Origin of the sequence: Pseudomonas sp. B21128 (assembly GCF_044218865.1) — a bacterium.
Classification (GTDB): Bacteria; Pseudomonadota; Gammaproteobacteria; order Pseudomonadales; family Pseudomonadaceae; genus Aquipseudomonas; species Aquipseudomonas iridis.
The window spans coordinates 2466808-2480782 of the sequence record NZ_CP162590.1 but is presented as its reverse complement, the minus strand read 5'-3'; the positions used below and the strand labels follow the sequence as shown (position 1 = coordinate 2480782).

Sequence of the window (13975 nt, the reverse complement as noted above, 5' to 3'; positions counted from 1 at the left end):
AACGTCTCCTATCGGGCAAAAGCAGCCGATGGTAACGGGCAGAAAACGGCCAAAAGCTGCCGCGTACTAACAACCGCTTTCGGGCAGACGCCGGCACTCGTAGGGTTTGTAAAATAGGAGGCCCACCTGACCCTGCAGTGTCAAACAAGTCTTTGCTATCCAAAAAAACGGTATTTAAAAACACATCGGACAAAAGGGTTCTACGCTTCATCTCCAGAGTCCTGGCCTTCAGAGCCAGGGAAACAAGGAGAAAGCGATATGCATGGATTAACCCAGATCCACATTCAAAACTTTCGGGCCTGTAAGAACGTATCTTTATCCCTAGGCAACTTCACTCCTCTGGTGGGGCAAAATAACGTTGGTAAATCCACAGTACTAGATGCAATCCGAATTGTTCTAGCGCCCAAAGCGTTCGCAAAAAATGATGCCTCTGACCCGGCGCTGCCAATAGTGCTCAGCGCCTGTATTTCTGGAATAACTCCAGAATTGATCGCGTTAATTCCAGAGCCAAGACATCGCCTAGCTATTGAACCCTATTGCGTTAACGGAGAGCTATGGATTCGCACCACAGGCACAGGCACCTCTAAGCCAGTTCAGGAAATTTGGCAACCTGATGAAAAGGACGCAAATGGCATTCCTACAACTTGGCGCGTATACCCGACGGGACTGCCATCAGTTGTTTCTGCTTTGCTTCCGGAAGCTCTTCATATTCAAGCTATGGACGATGTGCCGGAGGATCTAGGAAAAGGAAAAGCTGGCAGCACTATTCGCGGGCTGCTAGATGAAATCATGACGCCAATCCTCACAGCACATATCGAAGTCACACAAGCATTGGAAGCAGTTCGACGTATCTTGAGGGTTGATGGCGATCAGAGATCACCTGTATTAGCCGGCTTTGACAATAACGCTACCGCTGCGCTTGGAGAGTTCTTTCCAGGATTGCGCTTGGATTTAGACGTCCCCTCAATCGATGTAAAAGAATTCTTCAAATCGGGAGACTTGCACGTTACCGACGAAGCGTCCGGTGATCGTCGACGATTTGACCAGGTAGGAAGTGGCGCACAACGAGCGATTCAAATGGCGCTGATTCGGTTGCTGGCAGATTTGCGCCAAATCACCGAACCGGGAATTTCTAGGCGGATGCTGCTAATTGATGAACCGGAACTTTTCTTACACCCTCAAGGAGTCCGCAAGCTTCGAGAAGCGCTTAAGCAACTTTCAGTTGCGGGCTTTCAGGTAGTATTCACCACTCATTCTCCCTTAATGCTTAACAGGGATAACGCTCCAGATACAGTCATCGTTCGTAGGCATCCTGTTGATGGCTCTGTCGTCCGCACACAGTTACGCGAAGCTGTTACTGCTGCGATGGAGGAAGCTCAGGCTCAATCGCGGACTCTTTTCGAGTTAGGCAACGTTGCTGACATTTACTTCGCTGAGAAAGTAATTCTTTGTGAAGGTAAAACCGATCAACGTCTGCTGCCATTGGTGTACGAAAAGCTGTATGGATCGAGGCCAGAACTTGATCGCATCTGTTTTGTGGCGCTAGGCAGTTGCTCCAGCATCCCTAAAGGTGTTTCGGTACTCTCAGCTATGGGTATTACCTGTGGAGTAATTGCAGATTTGGATTTTGCTTTCACACACGCTCGAAGTGGTGCAGAGTCTTGGTTATCAAAAGACGGTGAGGATATGGCCAAAGTGAAAAATGTGTTGGCCAGAGTTGGAGCAGAACACGGTGTACCGCTGGGTGGGAACGGCCTGCCCGTCAATGCTAGTGGATTTAGAGCCGCAGATACCTGGGCGCTTTTTGCACGGGACGCTGAAGGCCTCAAATTAGCGGAAGCAGTACATCACCAACTTCTGACCCGAACTACATGGGTATGGCCTATTGGATGTATCGAAGATGTATTCGGTATTCACGAAAAAGGTGAGGAAGCCATTCTTGAGCAAGAGGATTTTCTGCGCAGTGCTGATGGTGCATCGACTGAAGCTAGGGCACCGTTGCTGAAGGCTTGCTTGGAATGGTTGAGAGCAATTGAGTAAACGCAATCCGTCGATGGCTACCTTGTCGAACGCCTTATCTGACCGACTTCCACCTGTCTGGCACGAAAGGCGGAAGTCGGCCAAAAGCAGCCGCTTAGTCACCGTCTATTACCTTGAAGAAGACGTACCTCAGTTGCCCTACATGGAAAGTACGCTGTCATCGGTTTGAGGTTATGAGCGATCTACGAGAAGCGAGTTATTCAATTAGAGAAACAACAAGTCTAAGACTTGCAAAATCGCCGACCTAAATAGAATTGCCCTTCTGTATTTCATGCAGCATAAATAGAGATTTTATTGCATATGTATCAGCAGGCTCCGCTTGCAACCAAAAATTCACCTTACCTATAAGAGAGTCAATATAAAAAGGTTTTCTTATTTTCTTTTTTGACAAATGGGATTGATAGCCATATTTCTGAATAAAATGCAATTCTTTCTTTAATTCGCGCTTAAAACTTCTCGGTATGCTTATTGACTTACCAGCAACAGATAGACCTGTGACAATTTTCTGATTTCTATCTATTTGCAGCCTGGTTTTGTCAGTATTAACTTCTAATCCATAGTCGGACACTATCGAGTCAACAACCTCAATAACTGCATAGGGGATATATTCACCAGAAAAAGTCAAGTCATCTGCATAGCGAGTGTACTTCATGCTATAACTTTGAGCGAGCTTATAAAGCCTGTGATCCAACCCACGCATCAATATATTTGTTAAGTAAGGGCTGGTTGACGCCCCTTGAACAAGACAACCATCCTTACAGCACAAGGCCGCCAAGTAGAATGATACGTTATCGGCATATCCTAGCTGGTTAAAAAAATTGGCGACCCAGTCAATCTTAATCGAAGGGAAAAAATTTTTTACATCCATCTTCAATATGCACTTAGAATTCAAGTGCGGGGTAGCATTAGTGAATATTGATCTACCAGGTACATATCCGTGAACGCAAGAGTGGACTGGTATATTTAATAGTATATTTTTATATATCCAATCTTGGCAAATAAGCAAAGAGGGGAACGGACTGCTTATTTCACGTAGCCCGCCTAGTCTTTTTTTGATATGAAAGTTTCTATAAAAAGAAGAGCTTGAATTCACCATTGCACGGAAACGAGTCTGATCGATTCCTATCAATCGAGACAAATGTTCAAACTCAAAAATGACAGGAACTGAATTACCTATAAGAGTCCTAATATATTCTGCATAGACATCAACAAGCGGTCCCGACACCCCTCTTTTTCTGAAGTGTGCAAGCCATTGTTTTATAAGAGTTTCATTCATAAGAAAACCTGCAGAGGCTACCTTCTTTACTTTAGCAGCTTGGCTTTTGACTTTGTTTTACCCATCTGTAATTTCGCGCAGCGAAATTGCGGATGGGTGGAGCAACGTCAAAACGCGAAGCGTTTTGTAAGTGTAGTGACTTCAGTGCGCTTCATCGCTGAAGTCACTACAACTTGGTTATCGGGAACCTTACCCGGGGAGCGACTACACTCCAACGTACTAGCCTCTGCAGGCCGCGAGATGATACTGCATTCCTATTTCGGTTGAAAGCGTTTTTTGCTTAAAAGGTCCACGTTAGGTATGTAGTAATCATCCAAAAGCTTCGGACGTAAAAAATCCGGAGGTGCTTCGCGCCACTCTTTTTTTATTGAAACTAATCTAGGCAATGCTGCTTTAGCATTTATCTCGCCTGCCACTGACAAGCGCGCCACACCTAAATTTTCGACAATCAAGTTTAACTTTAGAAGTCGAGCATACCTTTCAAGAAAAAACTTTAGCGAAAACCTACTCCTACGATAAATAGTGAACGGTTCCAATCCGCCTGACGACGCCAAAATAATGTATAACAACTTTACATCGGCAAGTATGAGATCGCGTTGCACTTCAGGACTGAAATTCATGCATCCCCCATAGCCCTAGTCATTAATACATGTCTATCTTCGCCATCACTATTGAAAGCCCACCAGAAAATAGGAAAAACACTATTGGGGGCGTTTCCATCCTCTCGGCAGTATGTTGCTTGGGCCTCATTATAACCGAGGCTCGGCATTGCTCTGCCTTCATACTCAGTGGAAAGATTTCCCTCAACAAGTCGCATTAAATCGCGATGCCGAGCAGCCTCTACTGATGGGTAATAGTCATCAATACCCTTTTTGACAAGCCTTTGCGCAGTCATATCGATACCAGCGGCAGTCACATTCCCCAGACCAAACTCAGTAGAGACTAATACTTTCACCGCAATAGAATAATCCACGACCCCAGCATTTGTTAACTGCCTATGGATTGACGCAACTCTACCTAAAACGGTTTGCCCCGAGCCAACGAACTCATCGATTAGCACTATTTGGTTGTGTTTGGTTTTTTTGTATTGTTTGTATACATCTCCAAAATCATTAATTATCGCATGATGTCGCCACTTTTTTTTCTCCATAATCGGCTTTAGAGTGTAGGCTACAAGTTGCGAGCTGTCAGTTGCGGAGCCGGTACCCATCGCAGTTATTAGCGTACTAGCTTCCCGACCATAATACTTAGCAACTATTTCGCTGGCGAGGTTATCTATAAGTCGATAGTTATCTTCTCTATTTATATAAAGAAATCTATCTATTACGTCAGAGATAAGCTGTCTTGATGTATCGCACTGACAATCAGAAAAAAGAACATGTTCAAGCTCATCAATCTTTCCTTCCAGCCATGGCTGACTTCTGATTATATTAAGCATCAAATTAAAGTGTTCTTTTTTCATTGGTGCGCTACACGCCTGAGCTGATCATGCCTTGACAAGAAACGGCATCATAGCAGTTAAATTAATAGCCACAAGCCATTATAGCGCTGATCAATACCTTCCAAGGTGCGTTCGATAATGCTGAAACGCCCCGGGTTTCGTTGACACTTCTAAGCCTCAATACAGACCTGCTAGGGCACCCTGCGCAACAGTCTGCTTTTGGCCGGTAGCGGTCGCTTGCCAACGTCCGCTTCTCGCCGCTTGCAGGCGGTCGTTGCGGTCCGCTGCCAGACGCGAAGCTGCCGCTCAAAACAGATCCACTAAGTCGAAAGTCGCCAGAGCGGATGCCTTTCCGTAGGCACTCGGAGCCAGCTATTCGGCCTGAGCCCGGCTGATGAGGTTTTTGTTAGAGATCGCCCAAGCTGGGTAAATGTAATTAGAAGATGGTCTTGATGACCTTGTCGACGCCATTGATTAGGTCAGTTACTTCGTCGGCAGTGGGATCCGTTGCGTTCTTGTGACCGCACTTATTTCTTACATCACCAAGGAACTGGATGTGCCGATGTTGAGGCAGTCCGATGACGTCGGCTCCCTTGAGGGCGTCGTTGAGAACCGCGATGGTGCCGGATTTCTTCGGTAAGCTGTGATTGTCACATACGTGCTTCAGGTGACCTTCCAGGACAACGCCGGCCACGGCTCCTGCGGCGCGAGCGAATCCTGCCTTCAGTAAGCCCTTGGCGGTATCAAGCTCGGAGTCGAAGAGGTCGGCTTGTACGAGCTGCTTGATATCAAACAGCGAACTCTCGAAGCGACGCTTGATCGCTTCTACTATCGCGATCTGTTGTTCTAACAGATTGATTGCAGTCTTGGGGTCCACCGTCACCAGACCGCCCCGCGTACCTGACAACCCCTGGCATGCGTCCTCGATACGATACGAGGCATGGGTTATCTCCTTCCGGGTCTTGGGTCGTTCATAAAGACGAATAAAATCCGCGAGTCGATCTGGTAGAAGCTGCCTCACAAGTGGCAAAGCTTCCGAATACCAGTGATGATAAATCTTCTCGAAAGGTTGCACGCTCTCGATCTCTTCGTTGGCTTTTTTCTCGTCTCCCTTGTGCTGGCGTAAGACGGCGTCGCGATACACCTGGCCGTAAGCCATTTTATAAAGCGAGATGCTTGCGCTGGCACCCTCGCGGAGCAGTTTGTCCAGATCGTCCCTGTACTTTTCTAAATTCGATATCGTCATAACATTCCTTGCTTGCTGGGCTGAAATTCGCTCCATGAGCGCCTAGCGGTTGAGAGTAGTGTCAACAAGCCTTATCGCAAAGCGGGATGCCATTACTCGTGACTTTTGCGGCCGGTTTACTCATAAGCCGGGTTGTTCAGGGTGAGATACTTCAGAAATTTCTGGGGCAACGTCACCTGAACAAATAGGGACACCGATATTGGTGATGCTAACCGTCCGAATCTGGCCGAAAACAGTCTTTTGCGACTGCCTGCGAATTGCTGACACAACTGACGGCCTGATGCCAGGTGACTACCGACGGCTAACCATTAATAACGGGCGGTCAACCCCATGGAGCGCCCTGCCTTCATCTGAAACTGTTACACGACTTGACTCAGTTACACGCTTGAAAATTGGTGTGTCAGATCGGTGTAACCCAAATAAAACCCAATAGATACAATGAGTTATAGATTTTTGTTACACGAGTTACACGAGTTACACAGCGTTTCAAACAGATACGAACCCCGCTCCCCGGTAGCACCACGCCCTCCAGCGAACTTCAGGTGCATCTCCCGCGATCTGCCGGGGGCCCCTGAGGTTTTCATTGAGACACGGGGTCGGAAACCCGCCGGACTTTGTTAGCGGACAGGTGCGCAGCTTAGTGAACTGGTGAACCGGGTGAACACACAGCTCACCAGTGCAATTGCACAAGGTGTTGAGAGGTAGCCGGGGACCCTGAGCATTTCTGAATGGCACGGGGCATAAAACCCGCGTGATCTTGGCAGTGGCTGATTTTTGTACATTGGTTGACAGGTTGACGGCCCAAGGTGTCCATAATCATCAACACAAAAGGCCATCGTTACCGCTGCGGGAACGATGGCCTTTTTTCAGCAAAATTCTTTCGATTTCAACGGCTGAAATTTCAGTAACTTTGAAATCCTCCCACTAACACAGTGCTGCGGGTTTCCGACCCCGTGCAACTACAAAGCTCCCAGGGTCCCCGGCACCTAATTCGAACTGAAGATCGGATGACCTTGAAAATCGAACCCCGGCAAGGCCCGCTCCAAATATCCGAGGGTTCGCGATTCTAATAGGGCTTTGGCATCGGGCAGCAGTGCATGTACCTCACCTCTCGTGGGCGCTCTATCCAACCGCTTGTTCTTCACCAGTTCCACCAGCTCAGTACGAAGACGTGTAGCCGCCTGTTTTGGACCAATCCTCGCATAGACCGAATCTCTCACCAGAAATGTCGGGAACGCCTCTTTGTACACTTCAACCAACGCATTCCAACGTAGGTCGTGAAACTCCTTACCTACTAGCTCTTTCACCATGGCAAACGCCTGCCTATGCTTTTCTCGTGATGCATCCCCATCGGCGTAGCTGTCGGCCATGTACTGCGCTTCCTGCTCGTCTTCTAGTTCGCGACTACGGTTAATGCTGTCGAGAACCTCTTGTGCCTGGGCGATCAGTAACGAGTCATTCGTTATGATCCCGACATCCAGAGCAAGAAGAGCGGCGCCATGGGCGATGCCTTCGCTTTCGTAATCATCCCTTTCGCGCTGCTCGAAAGCACCGAATCTAATTTGCAAAGCTTGGCTCACTGCCTGGTTGGAATGCATTGCTGAACACTCTTATCTGGAATTTTGAAAAGCGTCACACCGGTAGAGACCGGTTATAGCAGAACCTTCCACCGGCGCAGCTACATTCGCCCATCCATAAAACGCATGAGGGGGCTGACATGCAGCAAAAACTCGACAGCTACAAAGGCCCACTTTCCATTACTCAAATAGCTGATGGAATGAATGCCGCTTTACGAAACGCGGCACGTCTCGCCAAAGATGCCCGATTGCTTTTTGACGCTGATCGGCTCCCTTCAGCCGTATCGCTCGCGATCCTTTCCATTGAAGAAGCCGGGAAGATTTCAATTCTCCGCGCATTGGCTTTTGCCGGGAACGAGCAGGATCTAAAAACGGAGTGGAGGAGATATCGGTCTCATACCAGCAAGAACCTACAGTGGATTTTTCCACAACTGGTGGTCGCGGGAGCTCGATCTCTCGATGACATGCGCCCACTGTTTGACGAGGATTCGGATCATCCGCAGGTGCTGGATCAACTGAAACAAATCGGTTTCTATACTGATTGTTTGGGGAGCAAAGCTCATTGGTCACTTCCGGAAGAGGTCATCGACCTCGATCTGGCAAAAATGCTCGTAAATACAGCAGAGATCTTAAGCTCTGGCTCCCACACGACTGAGCGAGAGATCGCATTGTGGGTTGAACATCTCGGGCCTGTTTGGAAACAGAGTGACCGACAAATGAAGCAGGCTTTGGTCGATTGGTATGGAGCTATGCAAGCAGAAGGTTTGAAAGAAGCCGGACCAAATAAAATGGAGCAGTTCGCTCGCGGTGGACTGGTCGATTGACCAGTTGGGGCCTCCGGCTTACCCTTTCTTAAAGCACAGCACTTATGACCGTGTATCCCTACATGTATCCCTTGAAGCATAAAAGGGCTACACACCACGGATTATATGGAACGCTCGAGTCTCCCTCGGCACCAAAATTAAGAAAGGTCTTGCTTAGGCAAGGCCTTTTTTTTCGTCTGCGATAAAGTCCTCGCCCTTGTAGAAGCTGTCGCAGGCTGCGATCTTTTGATCTTCAGCTTCTTGATCAACAGAAATCCCAAGGATCCACCCCATGGAAACGTCACTGGAAACAGTCGCTCTCTTCTCCCTCAAGCTCGCTTACGAGGAAGAAGGCCTGAGCCCGATTTTGCGGGACGACATGGTCATGGGGGATTACCAGAAGGACATTTTCGAGTTGCTGGTGCGGCGGGGTGATGTCGAGACCATTCAGTTGAAGATGAACGAATGTCTGGCGCTGGCGATGGATGCGCTGGGCGGTGTCGAGAAACCGTTGGGGCGTGAGCTGCACAAGTTGTCTGCCGACCTCCGCCAGGCGCAATCGCTGGAGCAGCTTGATCAGCCGCTCCTCGCGCTCAAGGGTTACTTGAAAGATATTCTGTGATTGTCCGCCCCGGGCACTCTTACAAAATCCCGTCCCTATCGATGCTCTCGCCTCTTTCCACACTTTCCCCGCCCGGCACCGCGACCTCCTTACAGACTGCGCAACTGCCCTCATCAGGATGGGCGGTGCAGATCACATAGGGTTTGACGTACCCCACGGCGCGAACATGGCGGCCGCAGCCCCAGTCGACCGTGATCATCAACGTCTTCAGATTCGCCTCGCCATCCATTTCCGAATGTTGGTCGAGTTCGCCGACGTCGGCGAAGCCCAGAGAGCGGGCGCAAGGCCGAAGCAGTAGTCGACATGTGTAGTCCATTACGGGAATCAAGCGTGTGGCACGACGCTACTAGTTTGCTATCTTGCCGTCCACTTTAAGACGGAGCGCGCAAATGGCAGCTCCACTGACATTGTCATCAAGGAACGAGCACGATGGAATTTCTGTGGGCCATGGCAATCACGGCCGGCATGTGGACTTGGGTTGTAAAAAGCCGAGGTGAATGGAACCTGGTTCTCGCCAACCTTGCGGGGCTCGGCAGCGGCTTGATCGTCTACGTGGTATCGGCTGTGGTTTTAGAGGATGTGTTCGATCTTGAAAACCCGAAGAACCTGGCTTACAGCATCATTGCGCTCATGACGAGTCTGGGTGCCTTGTTCGGCGTGTGGATGTGGATCGCGAGTCAACCTCAGCCGGAACATGCAGTCGCGCGACACTTATTGGGCGCGCTTGGTGGTCTAGTGGCCGGCGTAGTCATGATGAGTATCTTTGCTCTCAATGATTAGTCTGTTTTGATATCGTGCTGCGCCTCTTCGCGGCACTCTGCGAATGCCTGTTGTCGGTTATTGAAAGTTAAGGAAAGGATCAAATGGAGTTTTTGCGTTTTCTGGCGTTTGTCGCGGCTTGGGGTTTCATGTGGCGCTGGGTGGTCAAGAACCGTGGCAGCTGGAATATTTTCTACGGCAACATTGTTGGCGCGGCCGGTGGTTTTATTGTGGCCATGGTGGTGTTGTCGATCACCCTGTCGCTGTTTCCGTCTTCACCTGATTACGAAACCGTGCAGACGCAGGAGGCCGAACCCACTTCGCTGTTGCCCGAAGCCGAATCAGTCACCCCTCCCGCTGCGCTGAATGATGCGCCGGTGTTTGCCGCCATCGAACCGGATGACAAACCTTCGCCCGCCGACTCTGCCTTGCTGCCGAACTACGCCAGCCGAGCGCCGAAGTCGATGGCGGTACAAACCGTGCTGGACCAGAGTGACGACCAGGGGCGCAAAGCCCTCGCGGCGTTGAGCAAAAAGTTTCGCAGCGACGCACAAGCCGACAAGTCGATGCTCGCGTATGTCATGTGCAGCCCGTTCGTGACCGGCACGTTGCGCTTCCCTGCGTCGGCTCGCTTTGCTGACAGCAAAAGCCTTGTCAGCCACCGTTTCAAGGATCAGGTTTACACCTTCAGCAACACCGTCATCGCTCGCAACATGAACGGCGACGATGTCACCTACCGTTTCGATTGCTCCTTGCAAGAGCTGCCGAGAGTTGACGCGACACCTCCTGAATGGCGTCTGCTGGGCCTGAAGCTGCAGAAAGCGGACTCTTAAGCCTCACTTAAGCGTTCAAGGCGCCGGCTGCGCTATCATCGCCGGCCGTGCGCCTTGAGTCTTGTCCCCGGATGTCTCCACCACTTGATGAACTGATCCCGCTGCCACCGGTTTTGGCCGGCCCGTTGTTGCGACGGCTTGAGCCCAAGCGACTGGTCCTGTGGCTGGTTGGCACGCGCCAACTGTCGCTGACTTTGCGCGTGCAAGGTGTAGGAGACATTCCTCTGGATGCCGAGAAATGCACGGTCATTCCCGTAGGCACTCGCGCATTCGTTCATCTCATTGATGTCAGCCTCGAAAACGCCCTGCCCCTCGACGAATGTATCGACTACGACCTGCTGATCGATGGCCAGGAGGGTATCGCCGATTGGGCGCCACATCTGTTGTACGGCGGCGCTACGTGTCCAGACTTCGTCGTGCGCTCGCGGATCGATCAGTTGCTTCACGGTTCCTGCCGCAAGCCGCACCATCCGGCGGTGGATGGTTTGCTCTGTGTCGACCAACTGCTGGCCGCCGAAACCGACCCGCAGCAGCGCCCGGCGCTGTTGATGATGAGTGGTGATCAGGTCTACGCCGATGACGTCGCCGGACCGACGCTACGAGCGATTCATGACTTGATCAGGCGCCTCGGCCTGTTCGACGAACACCTCGAAGGCGCCGTGGTCAGCGACAGCGCCAAGCTCTACGAACACCCGGCCAGCTACTACCACCGTGCGGATTTATTACCGGCGCTAGAGAGCAACGAGACTCTGCGTGAGCGATTTTTCGGCGGCGCGCGTAAGCCGATTTTCACCAGCAGCAGCGCCGACAATCATCTGGTGACGTTTGCCGAAGTCATGGCGATGTATTTGCTGGTGTGGTCGCCGGTCGCGTGGACACTGATCAACCCGACAGCGCCAACGCTGACGCCCGAACGGCTCAAGCGCTATACCCTCGAACAGACGCGTATCGACGCTTTCAAGTCAGGGCTGGGCAACGTCGCCCGGGCGCTGGCGCATTTGCCGAGCCTGATGATTTTCGACGACCACGACATCACCGATGACTGGAATCTGTCCGCGCAATGGGAGGAAACGGCCTACGGCCATCCGTTCTCCAAACGCATCATCGGCAACGCGTTGATCGCCTATATGTTGTGCCAGGGCTGGGGCAATAACCCGGACGCTTTCAAGGATGTGCTGGTGAAGACTCGACGTCTGATTGCCAGCGGCGATGACCATTACCTCGACAGCCCGGTGCAGGATGATCTGATTGATGAACTGCTGCGCTTTCAGCACTGGCATTTCGTGCTGCCCACCAGCCCGGCGCTGGTGGTCATCGACACCCGGACCCGACGCTGGCGCAGCGAAGTGGCGCTTAAGCAACCCTCAGGACTGCTCGACTGGGAAGCGTTGAGCGAACTGCAACAGGAGCTGCTCGATCACCCATCGGCGATCATCGTTTCACCCGCGCCGATCTTCGGTGTGAAGCTGATTGAAACCGTGCAGAAGATCTTTAGCTGGTGCGGTTTTCCACTGCTGGTCGATGCCGAAAACTGGATGGCCCATCGGGGTGCTGCGCAGGTGATCCTGAACATTTTCCGACACTCGCGCACACCCGGAAACTACGTGGTGCTGTCCGGCGATGTGCATTATTCCTTCGTCTACGAAGTGCTTATCCGACACCGCAAGGCCGGTCCGCGCATCTGGCAGATCACCAGCAGCGGCATCAAGAACGAGTTTCCGCCTACGTTGCTGGAGTGGTTTGATCGCCTCAACCGCTGGCTTTATTCACCACGCTCACCGCTCAACTGGCTGACCAAACGCCGCCGCATGCGCATCGTCCCGTATACGCCGGAACACGCTGAGGCCGGTGAGCGCCTGTGGAATTCGGCGGGGATCGGTCAGGTGTTTTTCAATGAACAGGGGCAGCCGCGAGAGATCATTCAGCACAACTCGAACGGCGCGCCGAAAACGCGGATGCTGGCGCCGGATTTGGCGGATTATCCGGACTGAACTTATCCAGGCAACATCCTTTCGTGTGGGAGCGCGCTTGCTCGCGAAAGCAGCAGGTCAGTCGACATCCATTTTGAATGATCAAACGCATTCGCGAGCAAGCTCGCTCCCACAGGGTTATCGCGTAGCGATCAAATCGCGGTCACAGCCCGCGCAACACCCCGAACAATCATCCCCACCTCCCGCTCATCAATCGTCAGCGGCGGCAGCAGCCGTATCGTCTTGCCGCGCGTGACGTTGATCAGCAGCCCATGATCCCGCGCTGCGATCAGTGTCAGATCCCGAATCGGCTGTTTCAGCTCGATGCCGATCATCAATCCCAGCCCTCGAATCGCCAGTACATTGGGGTTGTCCGCCAACTCTGCGCGTAACCGCGTCAACAGGCGCTCACCCTGCACTTGGGCATTCTTCAGCAGGCCTTGTTCTTCGATGATATCCAGCACGGTGCAGCCAACCCGACAGGCCAATGGGTTACCGCCAAACGTGCTGCCATGACTGCCCGGTGTAAACAGATCCGCCGCCCTGCCCCGCGCCAGACACGCGCCGATCGGCACGCCGTTGCCGAGTCCTTTGGCCAACGTCATGACGTCCGGAACGATACCTTCGTGCTGGAAGGCAAACCACTGGCCAGTGCGGCCGATGCCGGTCTGGATCTCGTCAAGCATCAACAACCAGGCATGCCGGTTACAGATGTCGCGCAGGGCTTTCAGGTAACCGGGCGGCGCCAGTTGCACGCCGCTTTCGCCCTGAATCGGCTCGACCAGAATCGCCGCGATCCGCTCGCCATGCTTGCGCTGAACCTGCTCGATTGCGGCGAGATCACCGAACGGGACTTTGACGAAATCACCCGGCAGTTCACTGAAGCTCGAACGCACCGCCGGCCCGTCGCTGGCAGACAGCGTGCCGAGCGTGCGGCCATGAAATGCGTTGGCCATCACCACCACCAGCGGTTGCTCGATGCCTTTGCGCCAGCCGTAGAGCCGTGCCAGTTTCAGTGCAGTTTCATTGGCCTCGGCCCCGGAATTGTTGAAGAACGCGCGCTGCATCCCCGACAGTTCGGTCAACCGTTTTGCCAATTGCTGCTGCCAGTCGATGCTGTACAGATTTGAAGTGTGCAGCAGCAGTCCGACCTGCTCGCTGATGGCCGCCACGATCCGCGGGTGCGAGTGGCCGACGTTGGTCACGGCGACCCCAGCGACCGCATCCAGATACTCGCGACCCGCCTGATCCCACAGTCGAGTGCCCAGGCCCTTGGTGAAGCTCAGGGCCAGTGGTTGGTAGGTGTTCATCAGGGCGGCGGTCATGACTTCAAACTCCAGTGAAGGTCGGTGTGTTTGCAGTATGGTTAGCCACCAGAACTGGATAAACTCGGTAAAACTTCAATCAT

The 13975-nt window shown here is 52.1% G+C and carries 13 protein-coding genes; 6 read left to right on the top strand and 7 right to left on the bottom strand.

The genetic code is table 11. The annotated features are described in order from the left end of the window. Positions 1 to 258: 258 nt before the first annotated feature. Positions 259 to 2040 carry an ATP-dependent nuclease gene (locus tag AB4P91_RS11085; protein ID WP_395604791.1) on the top strand — a complete coding sequence of 594 codons (1782 nt, stop codon included), beginning with the start codon at positions 259 to 261 and terminating at the stop codon, positions 2038 to 2040. 244 nt (positions 2041 to 2284) lie between these two features. Here AB4P91_RS11085 and AB4P91_RS11080 read toward each other — a convergent pair whose 3' ends face one another. The 5 genes from AB4P91_RS11080 to AB4P91_RS11060 all read right to left on the bottom strand — a co-directional run bounded on the left by AB4P91_RS11080 (position 2285) and on the right by AB4P91_RS11060 (position 7601). Continuing rightward, entirely contained in the window at positions 2285 to 3316 is a 1032-nt protein-coding gene (locus AB4P91_RS11080) for a reverse transcriptase family protein (protein WP_395604790.1), read from the bottom strand. A 254-nt stretch (positions 3317 to 3570) separates the two neighbouring features. Then, entirely contained in the window at positions 3571 to 3936 is a 366-nt protein-coding gene (locus tag AB4P91_RS11075; protein ID WP_258606142.1) for a hypothetical protein, read from the bottom strand. After that, the gene (locus AB4P91_RS11070; RefSeq protein WP_395604789.1) at positions 3933 to 4778 is read right to left on the bottom strand and encodes a hypothetical protein; all 846 of its coding nucleotides are present in this window, start codon (positions 4776 to 4778) and stop codon (positions 3933 to 3935) included. The genes AB4P91_RS11075 and AB4P91_RS11070 overlap by 4 nt, the downstream gene beginning before the upstream one ends. 415 nt (positions 4779 to 5193) lie before the next feature. Next, positions 5194 to 6003 (bottom strand): hypothetical protein, encoded by an 810-nt coding sequence (locus AB4P91_RS11065; protein WP_395604788.1) that lies wholly within the window; start codon positions 6001 to 6003, stop codon positions 5194 to 5196. 986 nt (positions 6004 to 6989) lie between these two features. Continuing rightward, entirely contained in the window at positions 6990 to 7601 is a 612-nt protein-coding gene (locus tag AB4P91_RS11060; protein ID WP_395604787.1) for a hypothetical protein, read from the bottom strand. A 119-nt stretch (positions 7602 to 7720) separates the two neighbouring features. Between AB4P91_RS11060 and AB4P91_RS11055 the strand changes: the two genes are divergently transcribed. Both AB4P91_RS11055 and AB4P91_RS11050 read left to right on the top strand, forming a co-directional pair. Continuing rightward, positions 7721 to 8404 (top strand): AbiV family abortive infection protein, encoded by a 684-nt coding sequence (locus AB4P91_RS11055; RefSeq protein ID WP_395604786.1) that lies wholly within the window; start codon positions 7721 to 7723, stop codon positions 8402 to 8404. 271 nt (positions 8405 to 8675) lie between these two features. Then, positions 8676 to 9005, top strand: a complete 330-nt coding sequence (locus AB4P91_RS11050) for a hypothetical protein (RefSeq protein ID WP_395604785.1) — start codon at positions 8676 to 8678, stop codon at positions 9003 to 9005. A 19-nt stretch (positions 9006 to 9024) separates the two neighbouring features. Here AB4P91_RS11050 and AB4P91_RS11045 read toward each other — a convergent pair whose 3' ends face one another. Next, a complete protein-coding gene (locus AB4P91_RS11045) occupies positions 9025 to 9321 on the bottom strand; it encodes a hypothetical protein (protein WP_395604784.1) in 297 nt (98 codons plus the stop codon). Positions 9322 to 9434: 113 nt separating this feature from the next. On the opposite strand from AB4P91_RS11045, the gene AB4P91_RS11040 reads away from it, so the two are divergent. The 3 genes from AB4P91_RS11040 (at position 9435) to AB4P91_RS11030 (ending at position 12588) form a co-directional block, all read left to right on the top strand. Further along, the gene (locus tag AB4P91_RS11040; protein ID WP_150687004.1) at positions 9435 to 9785 is read left to right on the top strand and encodes a hypothetical protein; all 351 of its coding nucleotides are present in this window, start codon (positions 9435 to 9437) and stop codon (positions 9783 to 9785) included. A gap of 83 nt (positions 9786 to 9868) precedes the next feature. After that, positions 9869 to 10597, top strand: a complete 729-nt coding sequence (locus tag AB4P91_RS11035; protein ID WP_150687005.1) for a hypothetical protein — start codon at positions 9869 to 9871, stop codon at positions 10595 to 10597. Between the two features lie 71 nt (positions 10598 to 10668). Continuing rightward, positions 10669 to 12588, top strand: coding sequence for an alkaline phosphatase D family protein (locus AB4P91_RS11030; protein ID WP_395604783.1), 1920 nt, complete (start codon positions 10669 to 10671; stop codon positions 12586 to 12588). A gap of 131 nt (positions 12589 to 12719) precedes the next feature. On the opposite strand, the gene AB4P91_RS11025 is transcribed toward AB4P91_RS11030, so the two are convergent. Continuing rightward, positions 12720 to 13892 carry an aspartate aminotransferase family protein gene (locus AB4P91_RS11025; RefSeq protein WP_395604782.1) on the bottom strand — a complete coding sequence of 391 codons (1173 nt, stop codon included), beginning with the start codon at positions 13890 to 13892 and terminating at the stop codon, positions 12720 to 12722. Positions 13893 to 13975: the final 83 nt, after the last annotated feature.

Coding starts and splice junctions, on each gene's coding strand:
- AB4P91_RS11085 (WP_395604791.1), top strand. CDS start 259: ATGCATGGATTAACCCAGATCCACATTCAAAACTTTCGGGCCTGTAAG.
- AB4P91_RS11080 (WP_395604790.1), bottom strand. CDS start 3,316: ATGAATGAAACTCTTATAAAACAATGGCTTGCACACTTCAGAAAAAGA.
- AB4P91_RS11075 (WP_258606142.1), bottom strand. CDS start 3,936: ATGAATTTCAGTCCTGAAGTGCAACGCGATCTCATACTTGCCGATGTA.
- AB4P91_RS11070 (WP_395604789.1), bottom strand. CDS start 4,778: ATGAAAAAAGAACACTTTAATTTGATGCTTAATATAATCAGAAGTCAG.
- AB4P91_RS11065 (WP_395604788.1), bottom strand. CDS start 6,003: ATGACGATATCGAATTTAGAAAAGTACAGGGACGATCTGGACAAACTG.
- AB4P91_RS11060 (WP_395604787.1), bottom strand. CDS start 7,601: ATGCATTCCAACCAGGCAGTGAGCCAAGCTTTGCAAATTAGATTCGGT.
- AB4P91_RS11055 (WP_395604786.1), top strand. CDS start 7,721: ATGCAGCAAAAACTCGACAGCTACAAAGGCCCACTTTCCATTACTCAA.
- AB4P91_RS11050 (WP_395604785.1), top strand. CDS start 8,676: ATGGAAACGTCACTGGAAACAGTCGCTCTCTTCTCCCTCAAGCTCGCT.
- AB4P91_RS11045 (WP_395604784.1), bottom strand. CDS start 9,321: ATGGACTACACATGTCGACTACTGCTTCGGCCTTGCGCCCGCTCTCTG.
- AB4P91_RS11040 (WP_150687004.1), top strand. CDS start 9,435: ATGGAATTTCTGTGGGCCATGGCAATCACGGCCGGCATGTGGACTTGG.
- AB4P91_RS11035 (WP_150687005.1), top strand. CDS start 9,869: ATGGAGTTTTTGCGTTTTCTGGCGTTTGTCGCGGCTTGGGGTTTCATG.
- AB4P91_RS11030 (WP_395604783.1), top strand. CDS start 10,669: ATGTCTCCACCACTTGATGAACTGATCCCGCTGCCACCGGTTTTGGCC.
- AB4P91_RS11025 (WP_395604782.1), bottom strand. CDS start 13,892: ATGACCGCCGCCCTGATGAACACCTACCAACCACTGGCCCTGAGCTTC.